The following is a 23,039-nucleotide window of genomic DNA, read 5'->3' as shown; positions in this document are numbered from 1 at the left end:
AAACCCTTGTAACTATGACTATCACAAACATCTCAGTTTTAGAAACCACAGCGGGTACCACCGCCAATGAACATTGCAATCTGCTCGGCTATTATGCGCCCGGCGACGGCGGCGGCGGAGACTTTTACTGGCAACCTGCCAACACCACCGGTGATAACCGGGGCACCATCATCGTTGTTGCCGGCGCTGGCAGATGGCTGCGGGCAGACACCAATCTCTTTAATGTAAAATGGTTTGGCGCAAAAGGCAACGCCTCCACGGATGATACCGCCGCCATTCAGAAATGTATTGATACCGCCGCCACGGGCAGGATCATTTATTTTCCAAAAGGAAATTATAAAATAACCGCGCAGATCAATCTTAAAACAGGACAAACCTACACCGGCGAACAAGGCGACTATGGCATTGTAGATTCTCCTACGCCTACCATTCTTGACTTTACCACCGCCACCGGTAACATTCATTGTCTTAGCTTCGACGCCACCATCGGCGCTACCGGTCCCACTATCAGGAATCTTACGCTCAATTGCGGCGAAGCCCTTACCGCATCCGGTATTACAGTACCAACTATTCCAACTGCTACCGCCCCACTTTGCAAAATGTAGACATACGGTTAAAAGAAATTGCAGATCCTGCGCAAACATGCGTGTGGTGGGAGCCAGTGTACCTCGGCACCATCGACAGGTGCCTGCTCCGCGGTGGCAGGATAGGTATAAAGCTGATCGGGTGTTTCATGAACCGCATCATCAATGTAACCACGCAACAGGGTATTTACAACAATGGCAATCCGCCTGTGGCGGCCATTTACACCCGGCAAACCAGGGCAGGCAGAACAGGCTCCTATATAGGCGGCAGGAACTTAATAGAAACATCCGAACCGCTCATCATTTCGCCCGATGCTAACAGCGTGATGATTGATACGGATGGCGGGCTGATTATCCGCGACACTGCGATGGAGGTGAACAACGGCAGCAGCACCGGCGCAGCCGCCAAAGCATTGATATGGTTGCATAAAGATGGTACCCAGTCGCCCTTCCGGTCGGACCTCCTGCTGGAAAGAGGCGCTGTATTTAATACCGCTGCTGCTACCGGCGCCAACAACGGCAGGGCCCAATACGGCATCCTTGCGGAAGCAGGCATGTTTACCCGGATTGTGGCCAGGGGTGTGTCTTTTAAAGATAACCCGATCGTGATCACAAATGCCGGCAACACGGGGCTTGCCACCTCCGGCACCGACTTCCAGCGACTGGATGTGCAAGGCAACGACTACGCTACGGCGTATTATGCGGAGTATGCCGGATGGAAGCCCGCTACAGCCTATGCTATGGGGCAAACCGTACAAAACGGGTTGTATGTTTATATCGTAACCACCACAGGTATCTCTGATGCCGCGGGAGGTCCAACCGGAACCGGCGCCGGTATTACTGACGGAACGGTGGTATGGAATTTTGTAAAAGAAAACACCGGTCCGTTTCCTTTAAAACGCTATCGCGAAACCAACAACGACGTATACATTGTGGGTGATGCGAGGGGCGTGAAAGATAACCAGTTCATTAACGCCAACGGCTCTACGGAGCGGTTCGGTGCGGCCTGGGGATTTTTTAAGGCAACAGTGGATCCGGGTAGTATCAGCGATAACCAGTCGTGCATAAAACTGCGATACGACAACGCCCCTCCTTATAACACGCCCATGAAAGCAACAGTTACATTACGCCGGCTGGCAGCAGGCGCTTCCGCGGGCAGGTTCAGCATGCAGTGTTCTTCCAGTGGTGGCACTAACTTACTAGGAAGATGGGATTTCAATAACATCCCGCTCAACGAAGATAAACAGTACGTGGTGACCGGCTTCGCCATTCCCTCCACGATGCCGGTGGCAGACTTCTCCGCCTGGTTCCGGGACAGTGCCAGTCAGCCGCTATGGGACAACATTGCCGTAAGATCGGTGCGCGTGGAAAAAGCTACCACCTTTTGCGGCAGCGTTACCATCAGTGATACGGCTACTTCTGCAGATGTAAATTCATCCAGCTTCCAGAGCACCGATGTTACGCTGGTCAGCGTTCCTAACTTTTTACTGCCCGGCACCGCAATTATCTCCCTGGGCCTGCCCGCGGTAACAGCCGGTATGCCGCTGCTGCTCATCAATACTCCTTATATCAGTAACAGAACCACCAGTGGTTTTACTATTAACCTGTTTCTCAAACCAGGTGCAGGCAATAGTATTACCATACCATATACCATCACCTATTAAACCATTCACCACACTAGTGGTCATAGTATCCGTTAAACCATTCACCACAGGCGGGCCCTGCCTGTGGTGGATAATTTTCCGGGCGTTCACCCGTTTTAAGAAAAAATCTGTCTTTAACATTTATATACCAGCGTGCAGGAAAAAAGAATACAAATGGGGAAGCAATCAATTATCCGGAATATGCTGTTAGTCATGTTTTGGTGCAGCAGTCATTTATCGGCCAGCAGTCAGGGTACACAGGCATACGACCCTGAGAAAACCTATGCCGCGCCAACAGACGACCGGGTGAAAGCTAAATTATCACATTGGCAGGACCTGAAGTTTGGCCTGTTTATGCATTGGGGTACCTACAGCCAGTGGGGTATCGTGGAATCATGGTCGCTTTCACCGGAAGACTATCCCTTTACCAAACGTACAGGCCCCTACGCAGCAAACTGGTTTCAGTATAAACAGGCGTATGAAAACCTGCAAACCACTTTCAACCCCGTGCACTTTAATCCTGATAAATGGGCTGACGCCGCAAAAGCAGCCGGTATGCGCTATGTAGTGTTTACCACCAAGCATCACGATGGGTTTTGCATGTTCGACACCAGGTACACCGACTATAAAATTACCAGCGCCAAAACACCTTTTTCATCCAATCCGCGCAGCAATATTTCCCTGGAAATTTTTAATGCCTTCCGTAAAAAAGATTTTATGGCAGGCGCTTACTTTTCAAAACCCGACTGGCACTCGGAAGATTACTGGTGGTCGTATTTTCCGCCTAAAGACCGCCACCAGAGTTACGATAAAAAACAATATCCGGAGCGGTGGCAACGGTTCTGCGATTTCACATACAACCAGATCGAGGAGCTGATGACCAACTACGGCGCATTAGACCTCCTCTGGCTGGATGGCAGCTGGGCGGGCATGAACATGGCTCCCATTGTAACAATGGCGCGCAAACACCAGCCCGGCCTGATTGTAGTAGACCGCCACGGCGCAGCGGAATATGTAAACTACCTGACTCCGGAACAAAAAGTCCCGGACCACTACATCCCTGTTCCGTGGGAAACCTGCATGACACTGGGCCGGTCCTGGTCGTACATTGTAAAGGAAAATTACAAACCATCGCGGCAGCTGATACAAATGCTGGTGGACATTGTTGCTAAAAACGGTAACCTGCTGCTCAACATCGGGCCGGGTCCTGATGGCGACTGGCACACAGAAGCCTATCAGCGGCTGGCCGATATCGGCAAATGGATGAAAATAAACAGTGAGTCTATTTACAATACCAAACCTGTTGCTCCTTACCGCCAGGATAAATGGGCTTTTACAAAAAGTGAAAAAGCCTGTTATCTTTCTTATCTCCCGGCGGAAAAAGAAAATATACTACCGGCCACTATCAGTGCACCTTTGAAAGAGGTGAGCCGTAAAACCGGTATCACCCTGCTGGGTACGGAAAAAAAACTGACATGGAAGCAAACGGGCGATTCCATCACCATCAGCATTCCAGAGGCCGTGCGTAAGCAGCTGGCCGGGGAAGCCGTGTGGGTATTTAAAATGAGTTAACGATATAGATATGCCGATAAGATTGACAGGTGTAGTGCTTCTCTTTTTATTATCACTATCACTGCATGCACAAACGGATTCGCTTAACGCCATGCAGGAATACCCGCCTCCGCCAGGGCTTACCCAACTTCTTTGCGAAATTGAAATCCGGCGGTCCGCTTACCATTGCCTATTTTGGCGGCAGCATTACCGCCGCCTCCGGCGGCTGGCGCGATCAATCGGTGAAATGGTTTCAGCAACAATACCCGCAGGCACAAATAAAACAGATCAACGCCGGTGTAGGCGGAACCGGCTCCGACCTCGGCGTTTTCCGGCTACGCCGCGATGTGCTGGCACAGCAACCGGATCTTGTGTTTGTGGAATTTGCGGTAAATGATGGCGGCCCGTATGTACACCAAACAATGGAAGGTATTGTGCGGCAGATATGGAAAGCCAATCCGTCGACAGACATTTGCTTTGTATATACCATGTCGGGGAATATGCTGCCGGTGCTGCAACAGGGACAGCTATGGCCCACCATGCTCGCCATGGAACATATTGCACAGCACTACGGCATTCCTTCCGTACAACTTGGGATGCAGGCATTAGCACTGTTGAAAGAAGGCAAACTGGTGTTCCAGGGAAAACCGGATCAGTACCCGGACAAACTCGTTTTTTCCGGAGACAACGTCCATCCCAACACTACAACAGGTCACCGCCTGTACACTGAAGCGCTGGTGCGCGCCATGCAGCAGCTGAGAACCAACGACCATCCGCTGAAACACACGCTTATTGCTCCCTATACCAAAGATAACTGGGAAGATGCACAGCTGGTGGCTGTGAAAGACCTGCCCCGGACCGGGCAGTGGTCTGATCTTTCCAACAGTAACGACACCGTGGCGGTTCAATTCCGCCAACGCTTTCCATTGCTTGTTAAATCGACATACCCCGGGTCATCACTGCAGATAAATTTCAACGGGCGCCTGGCAGGTTTGTACGACCTGGTGGGCCCCGGATGCGGTGAATATGAGGTAACGATAGACGGACAAGCCGCCAAACCGTATCCCCGCTTCGACCGTCACGCCGTGTACTATCGCACGCATTACTTTTTCCTGCCGCTGCTCGAAGCAGGACCGCACACCATCAACCTGGAAGTATCCGGTAAAAAGTTAGATAAAATGGCCATCCTGAAAACAGGTGATAACCAGCCCGGCGACCTGGAAAAATATAATGAAAATGCCTGTTACGCAGGCTGGCTGCTGCTATTGGGCAGTATCACCAACCAGCAGCAATAATGAAGCGCTCCGGCATCCGGAAATAAAAAATAAATGAGGGAAACTTAACAAAGAGATATTAACTTTAAGTACACGTTATAGAGATTTTTACCACGTTAATAAGTATCTCTTCATGGATAATAACGACGACGGGCTTTTATTGCATCAACTCCGGCAGGGTGATATAAAAGCGTATGAACAATTATTTAAGAAATACTACAAATCACTGAATGTTGACGCTTACTACCTGTTAAAGGATGAAACAGAAGCGGAAGATCAGGTACAATCCCTTTTCATCGAAATATGGGATAAACAACTGTATCTTAACATTACCTACTCCGTAAAGTCGTACCTCCACACTGCTATCCGTAATAAATGCCTCAGTTTTATTGAGAAGGGAAAAAATGAGCATAAGAGATTTCATGCGTATGCCAATACACTGGAAGATAAGATCAATGAAAATATTGTAGAGAATAAAGAGACTGCACAACAGATGGACCTTCTCCTCAATGAGCTTCCTAACCAGCGCTTACGGGCTTTCAGCCTGGTTTACCTGGAAGATAAAAAGTATAAAGAAGCGGCAGAAGAAATGGGTATCACCATTAACTCTGTTAAAACGCATCTTAAGCTGGCACTAAAAATCTTACAAAAAAAGTTTGCGGGCTACAAATAACGATCACCCGTTTTTGCGCAAAAATCGTCTTTAAGTTACAGATGGAAGTAAACAGAGAACATATAAGAGCATTACTTTTTGAAAAAGTAACCGGGTCTATCAGCGAAGAAGACGACCGGCTGGTGACCGCTGCCATTGAAAATGATGCGGCGGTAGCCGATATGTGGAATAACATCCGGGAGGAACTGGACAATGATAAAAGCCGGCGCTTCATGGCCGGTATCGATGAAACCCGGGGCTGGAACAACATACAACCTCAACTGCAGCCGCACTCCAACATATTCCTGCTACGGAAATGGCGTGTAGCCGCAGCCGTTATATTGCTTATTATAGCTGCTGGCGGGGCCTGGTATTTTTCCGGTAGAAATATTTCTTCCGGGCCACCAACTTTGCCACTCGCTAAAAACACGCTGCTGCTCCGCTTGTCGGACGGGAAAGATATCCCATTGTCTGCTTCCGCCGGCAACACCATTACGGCGGGTGCTATGAAACTGGTTACCAGCGGCAACCGTCTTACTTATACTGCGCCGGAAAATGCAGCAGATGAATGGGCCACGCTGATGGTACCGGGAAAACTGGATTATAAAATAGTTTTGAAAGACGGAACAGAAGTCTGGTTAAACTCACAGTCCAGCCTCCGCTTTCCCTATGCTTTCAAGAGCGGTAACCGGGAGGTATACCTGTCTGGCGAAGCCTATTTTAAAGTAGCAAAAAATGAGCAGCAACCTTTTATTGTGCATGCCGGTGAAACAAGGGTGGAAGTCTTGGGTACCTCTTTCAACATCCATGCCTATGAGCCTGCAAAGGTTACCACGTCTCTTGTTGATGGGGCGGTAGTCAGCAGCAGCGAAGATATCAAAGTAAAATTATCTCCCGGTTATCAGTCGGTATATGAAGACGGAAAATTTGTTACCACCTCTTTTGATACCTACAATACCCTGTCGTGGATGGACGGCACCACCCACTTCCGTGATGAAAAACTAAGCAGTATTGCCGTGATCATCTCGCGCTGGTTTGAGGTGCCTGTTATATTCGACAATCCGGCACTGGCCAACGAAACGCTGTCCGGCGCTATCGACAAGCGTAAGCCATTGGATGTGTTTCTCACTAATATCGCTATTTCCTCTGGTGTTCAGTACTATTACAAGGGTAACGTGCTGCACCTGAAATAATTCATTTTTACCGTTCACCCATATCCGTAGAATTTAAGTCCTAAAGATGCGTTGTATATGCAGCACTTAAGTTTTACTATTTTGAACAACCGTATCATTGCTTCTTTTACCGCCCTCCTGGTCACCCTTGCAGGACATGCGCAGGACACGCTTCGACTGAGCGGTTCCTGGAAGGTACAGCCCGCACAATCGCAGAATATTGCTCCCGATAGCAGCAAATGGGGCACTGTTGCCGCCACCGACTGGAGAAGGATCACCTCCGGTAAAAACAGCGCCTGGGCCGACACGCCGCGGGATAAGGTAAACAGTTTGTGGTATGAGCAGCAGGTAAACATCCCGGCTGACTGGCAGCCCAAAAATGTGATCGCCGACTTCCGGCGGATAGAGGGCGACGCTGTTGTATTTGTTGGCCAGCAGCGTGTAGGAGAAGTGCTCCGGCCCGGTGGTGAAGTAAACCTGGGTCCATTCCTGCATTACGGACAACCCAACACGCTCCGTGTTTTTGTTACCAGGGATTATAACGGCATCTCCCGGGGCTTTACAGAAGATCCGCTTCGTTATGTGTCGAGGCACGGTGCGGGAAACATCATTCCCATGGCGGATTGGCCAATGGGCATCACGGCGCCTGTTACAATTATTGCCAGGGCACAGCAGGCCATCACCGATGTATTCTGTATTACTTCTTTCAGGAATAAAATGCTGACGCTTGAAGTAGAGGTGGATGCCAAAAATGTAAGCGGCGCCTACGACTTGGAGGCGGAGATCATTGATCAGCATAGTAAACGGGCACTTACTCTTTCCAATAAAACAATGCAGCTGGCAAATGGGAAACACGTATACCGTATAACGGCTTCATGGCAAAACCCGGTGTGCTGGGAACTGGATAGTCCTTACCTCTACAAGGCAAAAGTGGCATTGGTGCAGGGCGGTAAAACGCTTTGCCGTTACCCGGAAGTGACCTTCGGTTTCAGGGAAATATGGACTGCCGGCAACCAGCTGTTTATGAACGGTCACCTCTCTCGCTGGCGGGTTACAGATGTGTATGGCGCCAATCAATATGGTTTGTCGCTTTACCGGCTGATTGGCTACAACGTTGGCCAGTTCCAGCCGCATCATAAACTGTGGTGGCTGAACGATGCAGAAACGCCGCTTCTCCATGAAGACATGCTCGATGAAATGGACCGTACGGGCATGGGCTGTACCGTGCCAGGCCCTTCTGTTTCCGTGCTGCGTGATAAACTGCTGCATGATCCGGAGTTGCAGAACGACTATCAAAAAGAAGCCGCCTATTTTACCCGTCATTACCGCAATCATCCCAGTATTCTCGCCTGGGTGATAGCTATGAACAGCGCCAATCCAAAATCAAATATTGATCCGGCCAGGATGGGGAAACGCGATTCCGTTTATTCCACGCAAGGCAAGGTGATAGACCTGGCGTCCAGCATCGTGAAAAAGGAAGATCCCACGCGGCTGGTGTTTGCGCATGCCGATGGCAGCGTAGGCGACATGTCGTCCGCCAACGTGTACCTGAATTTTGTACCCCTGCAGGAAAGGGAAGAATGGCCGATGGCCTGGGCCAGGGAAGGTAATATGCCTTATTCCGCCGTTGAATTCGGACCTCCTTACTGGAATAACTTCTGGAAGGGAAAGCAGTTCCTGCTCACGGAATATTTATCCATGTACCTCGGTGATGCCGCCTATGCCACTGAGGGAGAAAAAGGGCTGCGGCAAACGATAGAAAAAAGCAATGCTGCCAGCAGCGCTACCTGGGAACAAATGGACTTTCAACAGTATCCCGGTTTCTGGCGCTTCCAGGAATTATTTACGCGCAACACCAACCGTGCATGGCGCACGTGGGGCGTTAACGGAGGCTGGTTGTACTGGCTGCTGGAAGGCTATGGCAACCCCAACGGGGAAAAACTGAAAAGCTTCACACAACGTTACAAATCACTCACCGCTCCACTTACCGGCAAACCTTTGTGGGCCAACCCACGCTTCGATATTTTCAAACAGGCCAATCAACCATTGCTGGTTTACCTCGCCGGTTCGCCAGTGCATACCGATAAAACGCATACCTTCTTTAGCGGAGAAACTTTCGAAAAAACGGTGGCCGTGGTATGGGATGGTCCTCATAAAATAGCGCCGGAAGCAAAATGGATACTTAAACAAGGCGATAAAGTGTTTCAGCAGGGATCTGTATCATTGACAGTAAATGGCGGCGAAATAAAGCAGTTTCCGCTTTTGCTGAAAGCGCCGGCCGTAACTGTCCGGGCGGACATGCAACTGGTGCTTGCCGTTGCCGGGGTGCCTAACGATACGTTTGCCCTCACTGTTTTCCCGCGGCCCGCACCTGCTGTGGTGAAAGCACCGGTGTTGCTTTATGATCCTGCGGGGAAATCGGCAGCTTCACTGAAGCAATTGGGCATACAATATTCTGCATGGGAGAAAGGTCGCCGTATCTCCTCTGATGCCATACTGGTGATAGGCCGCGAGGCCCTGCAGCCGGGGGACACGCTGCCGTATAATGAAAAAGATATTGCGCGCGGTTTGCGTGTGATTATACTGGAACAGTCACCTGCCGTATGGGAAGGTATGGGTTTTGAAACGATAGAAACCATGCCGCGTTATACTTTTATCCGTGACCGGAAAAGTGCGCTCCTGGCGGGATTGCAGCCGGCAGATATGATCAACTGGCGGGGCAGTCCCGACCTCTTACCGGAAGGCAGGCAGGCAAAAAGCTACGACACGCAGCATGCGCCAAAGTGGACCAATCGCCATGCGGTTGCTTCCGTAGTACTGAAAACCCCTGAAGTGGCGGGCTTCACGCCTATCCTGCAAACTGAATTTGATATGGCGTACACGCCGTTGCTGGAATGGCGGTATGGCAAAGGCAAAGTAACTTTTTGTTCACTCGATCTTACCGGCCGCGTTGGCACTGATCCCGCAGCCACACTGCTGGCAAAAAACCTGTTTACGTCGCAGGCGCCGTCGCTTCCCGGTTTACGCGAGGTATATTATAGCGGCGACAGCACCGGCAGGAAACTGCTCACCGATGCGGGCATCGCCCTGCGGGAAGGCCCCGGCGCCGGCAATGCCATATGGGTATTTGGTGCAGGCAAAACGACCATACCGCCACAGGTCAAGGCATTTGTTGCCGCCGGTGGCATTGCATTTTATCTTCCACAGCAGCCATCATTTTTATCACAGCAGGGATTAAATACGATCGCTAAAACTATCGTACATGCGCAGCCTGGAAAAGCCGGGCAGCTATTCAGAGCCATCGGCCCTAACCTGTTACGGTGGCGGGATACCATACAGGTAACCGCGTTTACTTCATCCTCATTATGTGACGGGCTTCTTTCAGTAATAAACACCGGTAAGGGTAAAAGCATCTATCTGCAAATAACCCCGGATCAACTGGCGCAACGTTATGCAAATGCTCCTGAGAAACAGGAAGCCGTCCGGTTAAGTGTGATCCGCATGCATCAGTTGACAGCACAATTGCTCACCAATCTTGGCGCTGCTCCTTCCCCTGCAACTGCCCGCAGGCTCTGTAAGGTAAACCGCCCGCTTTCTTTCCAAACACTCAGCTCCTGGAAAGTGCTGGGACCTTATACTGCCAATACATCCAGCGGCGTGAAGATATTGGCGACTACTTTTCCGGGGCAGCAGGATGCTATTGCCGGCGCGGAGAATCCGAACCTTACTTATAAAACAGCAGAGGGCAAAGTGCTGGATTGGCGGCAAACGGTGAATGCCGGTCAGCATGGCTTTGTAGACCTCAGTAAAGTCTTCGGCGGCAAAGACGATAATGCGGTAGCGTATGTAACCAAAAGTATGAACAGTCCAGTGGCACAAAAAGCCATTCTTCGTATGGGCGTGGACTACTGGATGGAAGTATGGCTGAATGGCAAATCCATCCTGCGTGTAGACGCTAACCACCAGAAAAGGGAAAACGAATTTATCCTCCCGGTTTCTCTTTCCGCAGGTGAAAATATTCTCACTATCAAAGTTGCCTCCGGCAAAGGCGGGTTTGGTTTCTGGGCCAATATGGCGTATCCGGAAGCCGGCGAGGCGCAAACCAATGCAACGGAAGGAGACAGTTTTTACCCGGTAGGATATCGTTTCTTTGATCCTTACCAGTTTGTGTACTGGTAGCATCTTTTTTGCCGGTATAACGTTCAGCGTTAACCCTGCTTCCGGTTTAAGAAACAAAAAGCCTCCAGGTCCTATAACCTGGAGGCTTTTTAAATGATCTCAATGCACTACTTAGCTTACCATTGGCAAATACTTCTTCCGGTTTTCAATGATTACCCAGATATTAATTGCCAGCATCACAAGTGCGATAGGCAGCCCTGAAGGAGCATATAAGATATTTGTTAAAACAATTCCTACCATTACCGGGAGAATAACTATTGCGCCAAGTGCCCTGGTTTTATTAGGAATGAAAAGCGCACCGCCTATCACTTCAGCTGCTCCAACAAGCGGCATTAACCAGCTTATCTGCATAAAGGCGCCCATTAACTTCATCATGCTCTCAGGCATGTCTTTGGGTACCGGCATGTAGTTAAAGAATTTGTTCAGTCCCGCGTTAATAAACATAAGTCCGAAAAGAAGACTTACGACAAATAGGATTTTGTTTTTCATAGTTTTTATTTTCCGTAAATATACATTTCATTTTTATCTGCTGTATATCCGCAATATGAGTTGTGGAGAAATTCTATTTTTTTAATGATGGCAACAGTTCGTCCAATCCTTCCATAGCCATTCCCAGACCTTCTTTGAAGCCCATTTGGATGGTTGCTTCCAGTTGAGCAAGATCGGCATAAGAGATGTGCAATTGCACCAGTGTTACGGCTCCTTTGTCAACAAAGGTGACGTTCCATTCCGATTGCGGCATCTCTTTATTGATATTTCCTGCTGCATCTGCAAAAGCATCAAGCCCCGTAAATTTTTTCTGGACCTGGATGTTTTTGTAGGTGGCTAATGCCCAATGTTCCTCGCCTTCCGGGCCCACCATGGCATAATGCCAATGTCCGCCTTCTCTGAAGTCCATTGTTTTTGTTCTGGCTTTCCAGGGTTTTGGCGCCCACCAGAGGTCAAGGATTTCACTTTTCGTATAGGCGTCCCAAACCAAAGGAAGTTCCGCGGCAAATTCCCGTTTAACGGTGATGGTGTTGTTCTCCTTGTTTACAGAAAAATCAAATGATAAGTTCTTACTCATTTCTTTTTGTTTTTTATAGTTAACAATACTTGGTCTAGTTCATTAAATCTCCCCTCCCATAATTCCCTGAATTGCCCGAGCCATTTGTCAATTTCCTGCATTTTATTACCATTTAGCTGGTAGAAAATTTCCCGGCCGGATTGTTCCTGTTTCACCAGTTCACATTCCGTCAGGATGCGCAGGTGTTTCGAAACCGCCTGCCGGCTTATTTCAAAATGTTCAGCTATGGCGTTGGGTGTCAATGCCTGAACCGCAATAAGCAATATAATGGCCCGTCTGGTCGGGTCGGCAATAGCCTGAAAAACATCTCTTCTCATTTCTCCGTAATTTATTCATGCAACCGATCAGTTGCAAATATAAGCAACTAATCGGTTGCGCAAAATATTTGGGAAACTTTTTTTGGCGAGAAAAGAGAACAGGTATCAGATAAAAAAGTAAATACCACTTCCAATAAATTGATTATCAGCAGATTTAATCTATATAATGCAAATTTCATCGAATAAAAAAAGCCGGTCTGACGACCAGCTTAGCACTGCAATTGGGAACCGACCCAGCTTTTTAACCTTCAATCATTCTTTTCAGAATTCCCAGCGTACCATTCCAATAGAAATTCAAATGCTGGTATATAGTCTCCGTGGGGAAATTAGTGAGTGTCAGCGACAACAAAGTATGCCCGTCCTCCGGCGCCAGTGCAAACCGGATAACTGTATAGTTCTCCCGGCTATCGGGCAACCGGGACAATGAACTTAAAAAGTCATAACTGACTGCATGTCCTGGTGAATATTCCAGCACTGTTCCTTTGTTCTCAAACCTTGCATGATGAAAGCCGCTGACGACTAATGGCGATCCTACTTCCCAGGTAGTGGCAACACTGAGATTCAGCTCTGCACCTCCCATCCATTGTGTCATTCGTCTAACATCTGTAATTGTTTTCCATACCTCCGCAACAGGAGCATTGATTATTACTTTTCTGTCTATCATTTTTTCCATTCTTTGAACTTTATTATTCCGTGGCCCAAAGTATTTTTCTCAGCAAGGACTGATTTTTCATCCTATGAATTTAGCTAAACTTTAAACGCAGCTATTAAAAAATTGTGAGGGTATAGAAAATTTAATAGCTTTAAGTTTATCAACAATTATCCCTGATGATGGAAGATGAATGCTATGAAGAATCCAGCAGCCGGAAGGAAACGTTCCGGGGAACTATACAATTCTTAAAAAAGAAGGCAAACGAGAAAGGTGCCATAGTAACCCACTCCCAGATCGCTGACCGGTTAAATTTGTCTGTAGAGCAGTTTAATGCTTACTATGTGAGTGATGAAGCGCCCGAAGAACTGTTTCCATTACTTCGCTCACAATACCCGGATTTTATCGGCAACGTAACTGTCGAGATCATAAGCTTCACCACCATCCATTACCCTCCGGATCCGCCAACCCCTGATGTAGCATAAGGCCATTGATCAGAACGCGTGATAACGCATTCCTCCATCAACAGTGGCAACAGCACCAGTAACATACCCTGCACGGGGCGACACCAGGAAAACAGCCATGTTGGCCATGTCCTGTGGTGTGCCAAAATCACCCAGCGGGATTTCGCGCTCAGCAAATTTCCGGCGTTCCTCGCCCGGAAAGTAGGGCCGTATATTTTCTGTATCTATTAAGCCTGGCTGCAGGCAGTTAACCCGGATACCATATTTTCCCAGTTGCCCTGAAAGTTGTTTGGACCATGCTACCACCGCAGCTTTGGCTATCGCCGACACATTGATGGTGCGTAATTCATACGTGCTGATCAGGTTCAGGATGGCCCCCTGCTTACGTGCTATAAAATGGGGCAACAGCTGTTGCGTTAATTGCCGCTGGCGGTCGAAGTCCAGTGTCATTGACTCCACCCACGGCTCCTCCGGCCCAACAACATCCACCGGCCGGCTACGGCCCGCATTGTTAATAAGAATATCCACGTGCCCCAAAATGGACAACGCCGCGGCGGCAATCTTTTGCGGCCCGTCCGGCGCAACCAGGTCCTGGCTAAAAATAACCGGCTCCATGCCACCTGCCCCTGCCACTTCCGCTTTAAAGCTATCCAGTAACGCTTCGTTTCTTCCAACGGCCAGGACCTTCACTCCTTCAATAGCCAGTTCTTTTGCAATTGCCCGGCCAATTCCCTGGCTGGCGCCCGTTACTACTGCGGTTTTCCCGCTTAAATACAGATCCATATTTTTAGATTAATCTTTGTAAAACTCATTTTCATACCCAAAGACAAAGGCTGAAAATTTCTTTGTAAAAGTAGCGGGTAGCATCTAAATTTACTGGCTATACAACCAATTGTACGGTACTAACAAACGTGTAAGTAATGGCAACCAGAAAGAAAAACTCAACTTATAGCCGCAATGAAAACATCATTGTGGAATGTGATCTTACCTATGCTGTGAATAAAATCGGCGGCAGGTGGAAAATTCTTATCCTGGATAAATTAGCGGAGAAAAAAATGCGGTTCAGTGAATTGAAACACGAGTTCTACTACATTACAGAACGCATGTTAACCCTGCAGTTACGGGCAATGGAACAGGACGGGCTGGTTAAACGAACTGTATACGCGGAAGTGCCTCCACGGGTGGAATATGAACTCACTGAAATGGCATTGGAGTTCGGTCCTATCTTTAAACAGCTAAGTGCCTGGGGAGGCAAACACCGGGATTTAACGAAGAAAGAAATTGTGTAATTAACTGGACCCCTATTACCATCGACCAATTCACAACCGCCATATGCGCCCGCAATTTTAAAAACGCTGATTGATAAAAATGAGATCAAAAGTAAATATGAAGTATATGTTATCGTAATGGGTATTACCGTTGCCAAAACAGGCCTTGACTACTATGAGATAACTCCTGATAAATCTTTTACAAGTGACCTGGGCATCGATTAAGATGCCGCCCACCAACGGCTTCCCGGCGCTTCGGTAAATATATTTATATAATTATCATATTTGATAAAAACACCTCAAACGAAAAATAACAGTTTCTTCACAAGCTAAACCCCATGATTTTTTCGTTTGCTCTCAAAGTTTTATTACTTTTGGCCCCCAAATGAGAGTAGCTATATTTTTCGCATATCTGTGTTTCCTCCTGCTCCGGGGGGAAGGCTATGCTTTTACAGCTACCCATCATAACGATATTTCCAACTCTTTCGCCAGGAATGTTGAACACAAACACCGGATTAAATTTACCGACACCAACCAGGATAATTCTGTTGTCAGCAATTTAGATACTGAAGAAGAATGCCTGATAAGTGATGACATTGAAGAGGAAGATGCGAATAATTTTCTGGCCAGAAAATATAAACTGCTGGCCAGGTATTACCTGACCCTCCCCGACCTCGACGTTTTAAGTTATCTCCATAAATGCTTTAAAGCCCCCGCACCTTATCTGGGGCATCTTTCCAATAGATACATTACGCAAAGCGTTTTAAGAATCTGATCAATAGTATACATCAGTTACCGGAGGTGTGATTATTCATGCCTGGCGGATGTATATTAATTTTACTCCTCCGGGCTCCTGCTCCGGCGACTGATCCTTTTGCGTCCATAGGCATCCCTGCCTTACAAGCATCCCATCGCTTAATATCCATTTAATATTATGAGTAGAATTGTCATGTTTACGGGCTTGTTTGTCATGTTATGCCATACAAGCTGTAAATCAAAAAAAGAAGTAAAAGAAGAGGCGGGTAAGTTTACCGTTACCAGCCCGGTAAGAATCGACACTTCATTTACCAACGAATATGTTTCGCAGATAAAATCTGTCAGGAACATCGAGATCAGGGTCCAGGAACGGGGGTATCTCCAGAACATCTATGTAGATGAGGGCCAGTTTGTAAAAGCAGGTCAGCTGCTGTTCAGGATCATGCCGAAAGTTTATGAGGCGGAACTCCAGAAAGCAGAGGCAGAAGCCAAAGCAGCAGAGATAGAACTGCAGAATACCAAAACCCTGGTCGATAAAAATGTGGTGTCAAAAAATGAGCAGGCCATGGCGCAGGCCAAACTTGACCAGGCAAAGGCCGAAATGGCACTGGCGAAACTCCACCTCTCGTTCACAGAAATCAGGGCGCCGTTCGACGGCACCATTGACCGTATTCCATTCAAGCTGGGAAGTGTTATCGATGAAGGTGGTCTGCTGACCAGCCTTTCAGACAACAGCCAGATGTTCGCCTATTTCAATGTATCTGAGCCGGAATACCTCGACTATGCCACCAATGCAAAAGGCCGCGGAAGCAACAAAGTAAGCCTGCTCCTGGCCAATAACCAGCCCCTCCAATATAAAGGAGATGTGGAAACCATTGAAAGCGAGTTTAACAATGAAACCGGAAATATTGCCTTCAGGGCAAGATTCCCAAATCCTGACAAGCTTTTAAGGAATGGAGAAACAGGCAAAGTGCTCATGACCATTCCGCTTAAAAATGCATTGGTCATACCGCAAAAGGCAACTTACGAAATCCAGGATAAATTATATGTTTTTGTGGTTGACAAAAACAACATGGTAAAATCCAGGAACATTGCCATCCGTGGGCAGATGCCCGACATGTACGTAGTTGAAAACGGCATTTCAGAAACTGATAAGATACTGCTCGAAGGTGTTCAGAAAGTAAAAGATGATGATAAGATCACCTATGAATACCGGAAACCCGAGGAAGTTATTTCCCATCTGCGATTAAAAGCGGAATAGTTCAATCTAATAGTGTAGATCAATGCTTAATAAGTTTATACAGCGACCGGTTCTGTCCATAGTAATATCGCTCATTATCGTTTTCCTCGGCGCTTTAGCCATATCTCAGCTACCGGTAACCCAGTTCCCTTCCATATCGCCGCCAAAGGTGAATGTAACCGCGGAATACCCGGGAGCGAACGGTGAATTGATGATCAAATCAGTGATCATTCCGCTGGAAAGGGCCATCAACGGCGTTCCGGGAATGAAATACATTGCCTCCGATGCGGGTAATGATGGAGAGGCTTCTATCCAGGTAGTATTCAACCTGGGTACCGATCCAAACCAGGCATCGTTGAATGTTCAAAACCGCGTGGCATCCGTAGTGAACAAACTGCCGCCACTGGTCGTACGTGAAGGTGTAAAGATCACCCGTGAGGAATCCAACATGCTCATGTACATCAACCTTTACAGTGATGATCCGCAAACGGACCAGAAATTCCTTTTCAATTTCGCTGATATCAACATCTTACCGGAATTAAAAAGAGTAGATGGCGTTGGCTTCGCTGACATTCTCGGTAACCGGGAATATGCCATGAGGATCTGGCTGAAACCAGACCGCATGCTGGCTTACAAAATTTCCGCCGACGAAGTAATGAAGGCGCTGGGTGAACAAAGCCTGGAAGCATCTCCGGGTAAAACCGGCGAAAGCTCCGGGAAAAGATCCCAGACCTTTGAATATGTGCTGAAATACCCCGGAAGGTTTACGAATAAGGAAGGATATGAAAATGTAATCCTCCGGTCCAGCCCGAACGGCGAAATACTGCGGCTGAAAGACGTAGCCGACGTGGAGTTTGGCAGCTCTATGTACGATATCTACTCCAACCTGAATGGCAAACCTTCGGCCGCCATTGTGCTCAAGCAATCGTACGGAAGTAATGCCAGCCAGGTGATCAGGGATGTAAAGGCCAAAATGGCGGAGATCAAAGCCAATTCGTTTCCCAAAGGAATGGATTATGAAATCAGCTATGATGTATCCAAATTCCTCGACGCCTCCATTGAAAAGGTAATCCATACCCTGCTGGAAGCCTTTGTGCTGGTAGGTTTGGTGGTATTCCTGTTTCTGGGTGACTGGCGCTCGACCCTCATTCCTGCTATGGCCGTACCGGTGTCGCTCATCGGAACATTTGTATTCATGCAGTTTTTGGGTATCACGCTCAACCTCATCACGCTGTTTGCGCTGGTGCTGGCCATCGGCGTGGTAGTAGATGATGCGATCGTGGTAATTGAAGCGGTGCATGCAAAAATGGAAGAAGAACACCTCTCACCGCTGAAGGCCACCAAAAAAGCCATGCATGAAATCGCCGGCGCTATCGTGGCTATCACGTTTCTGATGGCAGCAGTGTTTATCCCGGTTGCATTCATGTCGGGCCCGGTAGGTATCTTCTACCGGCAGTTTTCCATCACCATGGCCACCGCCATTATCCTGTCGGGGGTGGTAGCGCTTACGCTTACACCAGCGCTTTGCGCCATGATCCTGAAGAATACACATGGAGAAGCCAAAAAGAAAAATGCGCTCAGCAAATTCCTGGACGGCTTTAATAATTCATTCAACCGCACCTCCGGAAAGTATCAGAAAATACTGGGTGTCATCGTTAACAGGCGGGCGCTCACCTTTGGTATACTGGTGGCTTTCTGTGCCGGAATATGGATCATGAATAAAACGGTTCCTTCGGGCTTTATTCCCAACGAAGATCAGGGAATGTTCTATGCCATCATACAAACGCCACCCGGATCATCCCTGGAAAGAACCAACCAGATAGCTGAAAAGCTGCAGAAAATTGCTGAAGGCGTGGAAGGCGTACAATCCGTTTCTTCCCTCGCAGGTTATGAAATTCTTACCGAAGGAACGGGTTCCAATTCGGGCACTTGCCTCATTAACCTGAAGAGCTGGGAAGACAGGAAACATTCTGTCCAGGAAATCATCAGTGAACTGGAAGAAAAATCCAAAGACATCACCGGCGCTACTATCGAATTTTTCCAGCCGCCTGCTGTGCCGGGCTACGGAGCCGCCGGTGGCTTCGAATTACGTTTGCTGGATAAAGCCGGATCAGGTGATTATAAGAAGATGGAAACAGTGAGCCGCGACTTTGTGAAAGAACTGGGCAAACGCCCGGAACTATCGTCTGTATTCAGCTTCTACAGCGCCAGCTTCCCGCAGTATATGCTGAGAATTGATAATGATATCGCGCAGCAAAAAGGCGTCAGCATCGACAATGCCATGAATACGCTGTCCACCCTGGTGGGGAGTAACTACGAAATCAGCTTTATCAAATTCGATCGCCAGTATAAAGTGATCGTACAGGCATCGCCACAGTACAGGGCATTACCCGACGATATCCTGAAGCTTTACGTAAAGAACGACCGTGATGAGATGGTGCCGTTTTCGGATTTCATGAAAATGGAAAAGGTGTATGGCTTATCAGAGATCACCCGGCATAATATGTACAACGCCTCGGAAATCAGCGGCGCCGCCGCACCGGGGTATAGCAGCGGCGAGGCCATCAAGGTAATCAATGAAGTGGCGCAAAAGAGCCTCCCGAGAGGGTTTGGCATCGACTGGGCCGGTATTTCAAAAGACGAGGTGGCCCAGGGCAACCAGGCCATCTATATATTCCTGATCTGTCTTGGTTTCGTATACCTGATCCTGGCTGCACAATACGAGAGCTTTATCCTGCCGCTGGCAGTAATTCTCTCCTTACCTCCCGGTATCTTCGGCGCATTCTTTTTATTGAAATGCCTGGGACTGGAGAATAACATTTATGCGCAGGTAGCCATGGTGATGCTCATCGGTTTGCTGGGTAAAAATGCGGTGCTGATCGTGGAGTTTGCGGTGCAGAAACACCGTGCGGGGGAAACTGTGTTGAAAGCGGCCATGGAAGGATCAAAGGTAAGGTTCCGGCCTATTCTCATGACCTCCTTCGCGTTTATTGCAGGGCTGATCCCGCTGGTACTGGCCTCCGGCCCAGGCAGGGTTGGTAACCGTACCATTGGTACCGCCGCTGCCGGAGGTATGCTTTTCGGAACTGTTTTCGGCGTGCTGATCATACCCGGACTGTACTACATCTTCGGCAGACTTGCAGAAGGACATGCGCTTGTGAAAGACGAAGAAGAAAATCCTTTAACAGAAGAAATTGACAACAATGTATAAATTCAGGATACATAGCGGCGTTGGCCTGATTGGTATTTGCCTGGCCATCGCCAGTTGCAGGGTGCCGGCCAGCCTGCCCTCGGCTGAGAACAGGTCCGTTCCCGGGTCTTATAACGGCAACGGGGATACGACAAATACGGCAGCAATTGAATGGAGAAACTTTTTCACCGATAAAAACCTCGCGGACCTGGTAGACACCGCACTGAAAAACAACCAGGAGTTGATGGTCACCCTGCAGGAAGTTGAAATAGCCAGGAATGATATCCGGTTCAGGCAGGGCGCGTTACTGCCAACAGTGACTGCCAGAGCGGGTGTTGGCGTGGAAAAAGTAGGAAGATATACCAGCCAGGGCGCCGGTGATGCCTCTACGGAAATCACTCCCGGTAAAGAAATACCCGATCCGTTAACGGATTTGTCTATCGGCGCTTATGCCAACTGGGAAGTGGATATCTGGAAAAAACTGCATAACGCCAAAAAGGCGGCAGTAACCAGGTATTTATCCACCGTGGAAGGTAAAAACTTTGTACTGACAAACCTCGTTGCGGAAGTAGCTAATTCTTACTATGAACTCCTGGCTCTCGACAACCAGCTCCTGATTGTTAAACAAAACATTGAGCTGCAAAAAAATGCCCTTGAGATTGTAAAAGTGCAGAAAGAAGCCACCAGGGTTACGGAGCTGGCCGTGCAGAAATTTCAGGCCGAAGTACTGAAGTCGCAAAGCCTGGAATTCGACATTCTTCAAAATATAAAAGAAACAGAAAACAAGATCAACTTCCTGCTGGGACGCTATCCGCAGGAGATTACCCGGGACAAGGGTAACTTCCTGAGCGCGGTGCCTCCGGCGGTAAGTTCCGGTATTCCTTCACAATTATTGGCTAACCGGCCGGACATTAAGAAAGCAGAATTGGAATTGGCCGCTGCTAAACTGGATGTGAAAATTGCGCGGGCAGAATTCTATCCTTCCCTGGGCATTTCTGCAGGAGCAGGATTCCAGGCATTTAAGCCGTCTTACCTGTTCAAGATGCCGGAGTCTTTATTGTACTCTCTTGCAGGAGACCTGGCAGGGCCGCTTATCAACCGGAATGCCATTAAAGCCGAATTCAGTAACGCCAATGCACGGCAATTGCAGGCCATATATAATTATGAGCGCACCATTTTAAATGCATACTTCGAAGTTTCCAATCAGCTTTCCAGCATCAGTAACCTGGAAAAGAGCTATGATCTGAAATCGAAACAAGTGGATGCCCTCACCCGTTCCATCGATATTTCCAACGACCTGTTCAAGTCGGCCAGGGCCGATTACCTGGAAGTGCTGATGACACAACGGGATGCTTTGGAATCCAAACTCGACCTGATAGAAACAAAAAAACAACAGTTGAATGCTGTGATTAATGTTTACAGGGATCTTGGAGGTGGCTGGAAATAAAATAGTATTCTGCATAAAAAAGCCGGCTGTGATAGCCGGCTTTTTTATGTTATAAAGAATTTTTCATGTCATTTCTGTTGATAGTTTACCTGGGCAACATGACATCCAATGACGCCAGCCGTTTCAAGTCGTAGTTAAACGGTTCCGGAGCTGTATAACTCCAATAAATACTCTGTTGTGAAGGTCCTGCCGGAGCAAGGAAGAACTGTATCCCGTTGCTATCTGCATCTACCATAATATGCGTAACATTATCAAGATTAACAAACTGATAGGTCTGTTCCTGGGCACATTTAAAAAGGAAAGCCATATTGATATTTTTGATACAAAATACAAAAAAGTTGCTAATAATATCCCTTCATAATACCTTCTTCACCAAAACTAACTGTATTTTATCAAAAGCTTTTCTTTGATGGTATGGTAAGCTATTTTAATCATACTATATTCAATCGTTATGGACAGCAGCCTGCTAAAATCAAAGCAACATTTTGAGGTACTGGATGGTTTGAGAGGACTGGCGGCTCTTTCCATTGTGGTATTCCACCTGTATGAATTCATGGTTCCCGATTATACCAAAAGTCCGATTGGCCATGGTTACCTGGCGGTGGATTTTTTCTTTTGCTTATCAGGTTTTGTGATCGGTTATGCCTACGATGAACGGGCGCCGCAACTCGGCCTGCGGACTTTTTTCCGTAACCGCCTGATACGCCTGCATCCTATGGTGATATGGGGCAGCGTAATTGGTTTGCTTGGCTTTATCTTCGATCCCTATATCGGTGCGGCTTCCGTTGCAGAAGCGGGCATAGGCAAAATAGTCCTTGCTTTCGTATGTTCGTTGCTGATGTTACCTTTTCCCTGGTTCCCGGGAAGAGGCAATGGGTTATTTCCATACAATACCCCAGCGTGGTCGCTGTTGATGGAGTATATCATCAACATCGTTTACGGGCTGGTATTGTTACGCGTTGCTAAGCGCTGGCTGTTGGTTTTACTGGGCTTGTCAGCCATATGGATTGCAGCGGTAGCCAGGTACCGGGGCTGGATCATTACCGGTTGGGATGCACCTACTTTTGCGGATGGTTTTGCACGGGTATCCTTCTCTTTCCTGGCCGGGCTTACGGTATATCGCTTTAACCTGATCGTCAGGAACCGGCTGAACTTTCTGCTGTTGGGCGGTTTGCTGATTGGCATATTTATGTCGCCTCACCGTACCAACGACTGGATTACCGAGATGATACTGGTGATGTTTGCATTTCCGTTACTTTTATCGCTGGGCGCCGGCGCCGCGGCGCATGGCTGGATACGCAGTTTCTGCACCTTTACCGGCCGCTTGTCTTATCCTTTGTACATGACGCATATATGGGCGGTATGGATCTTTGGTAATTATCTCAATGCAAAAAAGCCGGGTCAGGTAGAAATATACCTGGTGGCCACCGCTGTATTTGCGGGATCCGTTTTGCTGGCCTACCTGGTGCTGCGGTTTTATGATGAGCCGGTAAGGAATTGGCTGACGAAAGGCAATAAAAATATAAAAGAAAAGCGTTTACCCGTTGAAAGTTTAGCCGCTTCAAAAAGCTGATGCACAACAGATAT

At 48.0% G+C, this 23,039-nt stretch carries 20 protein-coding genes; 14 read left to right on the top strand and 6 right to left on the bottom strand.

Going from position 1 to position 23,039, the window contains the following annotated elements; genetic code table 11:
* The first annotated feature begins 14 nt into the window (after positions 1-14).
* From QFZ48_RS25460 to QFZ48_RS25430, 7 genes are all read left to right on the top strand, one after another.
* Positions 15-605, top strand: coding sequence for a glycosyl hydrolase family 28-related protein (locus QFZ48_RS25460; RefSeq protein WP_429064364.1), 591 nt, complete (start codon positions 15-17; stop codon positions 603-605).
* Positions 593-2,248, top strand: a complete 1,656-nt coding sequence (locus QFZ48_RS25455; RefSeq protein ID WP_429064362.1) for a hypothetical protein — start codon at positions 593-595, stop codon at positions 2,246-2,248. Before QFZ48_RS25460 ends, QFZ48_RS25455 begins: the two co-directional genes overlap by 13 nt.
* 153 nt (positions 2,249-2,401) lie before the next feature.
* Positions 2,402-3,799, top strand: coding sequence for an alpha-L-fucosidase (locus QFZ48_RS25450; RefSeq protein ID WP_429064360.1), 1,398 nt, complete (start codon positions 2,402-2,404; stop codon positions 3,797-3,799).
* Between the two features lie 65 nt (positions 3,800-3,864).
* A complete protein-coding gene (locus QFZ48_RS25445; protein ID WP_429064358.1) occupies positions 3,865-5,073 on the top strand; it encodes an SGNH/GDSL hydrolase family protein in 1,209 nt (402 codons plus the stop codon).
* A 112-nt stretch (positions 5,074-5,185) separates the two neighbouring features.
* A complete protein-coding gene (locus QFZ48_RS25440; protein WP_370910692.1) occupies positions 5,186-5,725 on the top strand; it encodes a sigma-70 family RNA polymerase sigma factor in 540 nt (179 codons plus the stop codon).
* Positions 5,726-5,766: 41 nt separating this feature from the next.
* Complete coding sequence (locus QFZ48_RS25435; RefSeq protein ID WP_429048410.1) at positions 5,767-6,897, top strand: FecR family protein; 1,131 nt, start codon at positions 5,767-5,769, stop codon at positions 6,895-6,897.
* 57 nt (positions 6,898-6,954) lie between these two features.
* The gene (locus QFZ48_RS25430) at positions 6,955-11,055 is read left to right on the top strand and encodes a glycoside hydrolase family 2 TIM barrel-domain containing protein (RefSeq protein WP_429064355.1); all 4,101 of its coding nucleotides are present in this window, start codon (positions 6,955-6,957) and stop codon (positions 11,053-11,055) included.
* 111 nt (positions 11,056-11,166) lie between these two features.
* Here the strand turns inward: QFZ48_RS25430 and QFZ48_RS25425 are convergent, their stop codons facing one another.
* The 4 genes from QFZ48_RS25425 to QFZ48_RS25410 all read right to left on the bottom strand — a co-directional run bounded on the left by QFZ48_RS25425 (position 11,167) and on the right by QFZ48_RS25410 (position 13,102).
* Positions 11,167-11,544 (bottom strand): DoxX family membrane protein, encoded by a 378-nt coding sequence (locus tag QFZ48_RS25425; protein ID WP_370910689.1) that lies wholly within the window; start codon positions 11,542-11,544, stop codon positions 11,167-11,169.
* Positions 11,545-11,617: 73 nt separating this feature from the next.
* Positions 11,618-12,121 carry an SRPBCC family protein gene (locus QFZ48_RS25420; protein WP_370910688.1) on the bottom strand — a complete coding sequence of 168 codons (504 nt, stop codon included), beginning with the start codon at positions 12,119-12,121 and terminating at the stop codon, positions 11,618-11,620.
* On the bottom strand, positions 12,118-12,438 hold the full coding sequence (locus QFZ48_RS25415) for an ArsR/SmtB family transcription factor (protein WP_370910687.1): 321 nt from the start codon (positions 12,436-12,438) through the stop codon (positions 12,118-12,120). The genes QFZ48_RS25420 and QFZ48_RS25415 overlap by 4 nt, the downstream gene beginning before the upstream one ends.
* 241 nt (positions 12,439-12,679) lie before the next feature.
* Positions 12,680-13,102 carry an SRPBCC family protein gene (locus QFZ48_RS25410; protein WP_429064352.1) on the bottom strand — a complete coding sequence of 141 codons (423 nt, stop codon included), beginning with the start codon at positions 13,100-13,102 and terminating at the stop codon, positions 12,680-12,682.
* A 164-nt stretch (positions 13,103-13,266) separates the two neighbouring features.
* Between QFZ48_RS25410 and QFZ48_RS25405 the strand changes: the two genes are divergently transcribed.
* Positions 13,267-13,572, top strand: a complete 306-nt coding sequence (locus tag QFZ48_RS25405; protein WP_429064349.1) for a hypothetical protein — start codon at positions 13,267-13,269, stop codon at positions 13,570-13,572.
* Between the two features lie 9 nt (positions 13,573-13,581).
* On the opposite strand, the gene QFZ48_RS25400 is transcribed toward QFZ48_RS25405, so the two are convergent.
* Entirely contained in the window at positions 13,582-14,334 is a 753-nt protein-coding gene (locus QFZ48_RS25400) for an SDR family NAD(P)-dependent oxidoreductase (RefSeq protein WP_429048417.1), read from the bottom strand.
* 137 nt (positions 14,335-14,471) lie between these two features.
* Between QFZ48_RS25400 and QFZ48_RS25395 the strand changes: the two genes are divergently transcribed.
* The 5 genes from QFZ48_RS25395 to QFZ48_RS25375 all read left to right on the top strand — a co-directional run bounded on the left by QFZ48_RS25395 (position 14,472) and on the right by QFZ48_RS25375 (position 21,452).
* Positions 14,472-14,840: a winged helix-turn-helix transcriptional regulator gene (locus tag QFZ48_RS25395; RefSeq protein WP_429048419.1), complete on the top strand. Its 369-nt coding sequence runs from the start codon at positions 14,472-14,474 to the stop codon at positions 14,838-14,840.
* A 364-nt stretch (positions 14,841-15,204) separates the two neighbouring features.
* On the top strand, positions 15,205-15,594 hold the full coding sequence (locus QFZ48_RS25390) for a hypothetical protein (RefSeq protein WP_429048421.1): 390 nt from the start codon (positions 15,205-15,207) through the stop codon (positions 15,592-15,594).
* Positions 15,595-15,753: 159 nt separating this feature from the next.
* On the top strand, positions 15,754-16,836 hold the full coding sequence (locus QFZ48_RS25385; protein WP_429048423.1) for an efflux RND transporter periplasmic adaptor subunit: 1,083 nt from the start codon (positions 15,754-15,756) through the stop codon (positions 16,834-16,836).
* Positions 16,837-16,858: 22 nt separating this feature from the next.
* On the top strand, positions 16,859-20,026 hold the full coding sequence (locus QFZ48_RS25380; RefSeq protein WP_429064347.1) for an efflux RND transporter permease subunit: 3,168 nt from the start codon (positions 16,859-16,861) through the stop codon (positions 20,024-20,026).
* Positions 20,019-21,452, top strand: coding sequence for a TolC family protein (locus QFZ48_RS25375; RefSeq protein ID WP_429064345.1), 1,434 nt, complete (start codon positions 20,019-20,021; stop codon positions 21,450-21,452). Before QFZ48_RS25380 ends, QFZ48_RS25375 begins: the two co-directional genes overlap by 8 nt.
* A gap of 85 nt (positions 21,453-21,537) precedes the next feature.
* On the opposite strand, the gene QFZ48_RS25370 is transcribed toward QFZ48_RS25375, so the two are convergent.
* Positions 21,538-21,759 carry a hypothetical protein gene (locus QFZ48_RS25370; protein ID WP_429048428.1) on the bottom strand — a complete coding sequence of 74 codons (222 nt, stop codon included), beginning with the start codon at positions 21,757-21,759 and terminating at the stop codon, positions 21,538-21,540.
* A gap of 144 nt (positions 21,760-21,903) precedes the next feature.
* On the opposite strand from QFZ48_RS25370, the gene QFZ48_RS25365 reads away from it, so the two are divergent.
* Complete coding sequence (locus tag QFZ48_RS25365; RefSeq protein WP_429048430.1) at positions 21,904-23,025, top strand: acyltransferase family protein; 1,122 nt, start codon at positions 21,904-21,906, stop codon at positions 23,023-23,025.
* Positions 23,026-23,039: the final 14 nt, after the last annotated feature.

Origin of the sequence: Chitinophaga sp. W2I13 (genome assembly GCF_050434005.1) — a bacterium.
In the GTDB taxonomy this organism is placed as follows: Bacteria; Bacteroidota; Bacteroidia; order Chitinophagales; family Chitinophagaceae; genus Chitinophaga.
The sequence above is the reverse complement of the archived record's forward strand: the minus strand, read 5'-3'. Positions and strand labels throughout refer to the sequence as shown.

Excerpts from the sequence above, each read along its gene's own strand:
- QFZ48_RS25410 (WP_429064352.1), bottom strand. The coding sequence starts at position 13,102 with ATGATAGACAGAAAAGTAATAATCAATGCTCCTGTTGCGGAGGTATGG.
- QFZ48_RS25435 (WP_429048410.1), top strand. The coding sequence starts at position 5,767 with ATGGAAGTAAACAGAGAACATATAAGAGCATTACTTTTTGAAAAAGTA.
- QFZ48_RS25385 (WP_429048423.1), top strand. The coding sequence starts at position 15,754 with ATGAGTAGAATTGTCATGTTTACGGGCTTGTTTGTCATGTTATGCCAT.
- QFZ48_RS25395 (WP_429048419.1), top strand. The coding sequence starts at position 14,472 with ATGGCAACCAGAAAGAAAAACTCAACTTATAGCCGCAATGAAAACATC.
- QFZ48_RS25380 (WP_429064347.1), top strand. The coding sequence starts at position 16,859 with ATGCTTAATAAGTTTATACAGCGACCGGTTCTGTCCATAGTAATATCG.
- QFZ48_RS25370 (WP_429048428.1), bottom strand. The coding sequence starts at position 21,759 with ATGGCTTTCCTTTTTAAATGTGCCCAGGAACAGACCTATCAGTTTGTT.
- QFZ48_RS25460 (WP_429064364.1), top strand. The coding sequence starts at position 15 with ATGACTATCACAAACATCTCAGTTTTAGAAACCACAGCGGGTACCACC.
- QFZ48_RS25365 (WP_429048430.1), top strand. The coding sequence starts at position 21,904 with ATGGACAGCAGCCTGCTAAAATCAAAGCAACATTTTGAGGTACTGGAT.
- QFZ48_RS25400 (WP_429048417.1), bottom strand. The coding sequence starts at position 14,334 with ATGGATCTGTATTTAAGCGGGAAAACCGCAGTAGTAACGGGCGCCAGC.
- QFZ48_RS25430 (WP_429064355.1), top strand. The coding sequence starts at position 6,955 with ATGCAGCACTTAAGTTTTACTATTTTGAACAACCGTATCATTGCTTCT.
- QFZ48_RS25445 (WP_429064358.1), top strand. The coding sequence starts at position 3,865 with ATGCACAAACGGATTCGCTTAACGCCATGCAGGAATACCCGCCTCCGC.
- QFZ48_RS25450 (WP_429064360.1), top strand. The coding sequence starts at position 2,402 with ATGGGGAAGCAATCAATTATCCGGAATATGCTGTTAGTCATGTTTTGG.
- QFZ48_RS25425 (WP_370910689.1), bottom strand. The coding sequence starts at position 11,544 with ATGAAAAACAAAATCCTATTTGTCGTAAGTCTTCTTTTCGGACTTATG.
- QFZ48_RS25405 (WP_429064349.1), top strand. The coding sequence starts at position 13,267 with ATGATGGAAGATGAATGCTATGAAGAATCCAGCAGCCGGAAGGAAACG.
- QFZ48_RS25440 (WP_370910692.1), top strand. The coding sequence starts at position 5,186 with ATGGATAATAACGACGACGGGCTTTTATTGCATCAACTCCGGCAGGGT.
- QFZ48_RS25375 (WP_429064345.1), top strand. The coding sequence starts at position 20,019 with ATGTATAAATTCAGGATACATAGCGGCGTTGGCCTGATTGGTATTTGC.
- QFZ48_RS25420 (WP_370910688.1), bottom strand. The coding sequence starts at position 12,121 with ATGAGTAAGAACTTATCATTTGATTTTTCTGTAAACAAGGAGAACAAC.
- QFZ48_RS25390 (WP_429048421.1), top strand. The coding sequence starts at position 15,205 with ATGAGAGTAGCTATATTTTTCGCATATCTGTGTTTCCTCCTGCTCCGG.
- QFZ48_RS25415 (WP_370910687.1), bottom strand. The coding sequence starts at position 12,438 with ATGAGAAGAGATGTTTTTCAGGCTATTGCCGACCCGACCAGACGGGCC.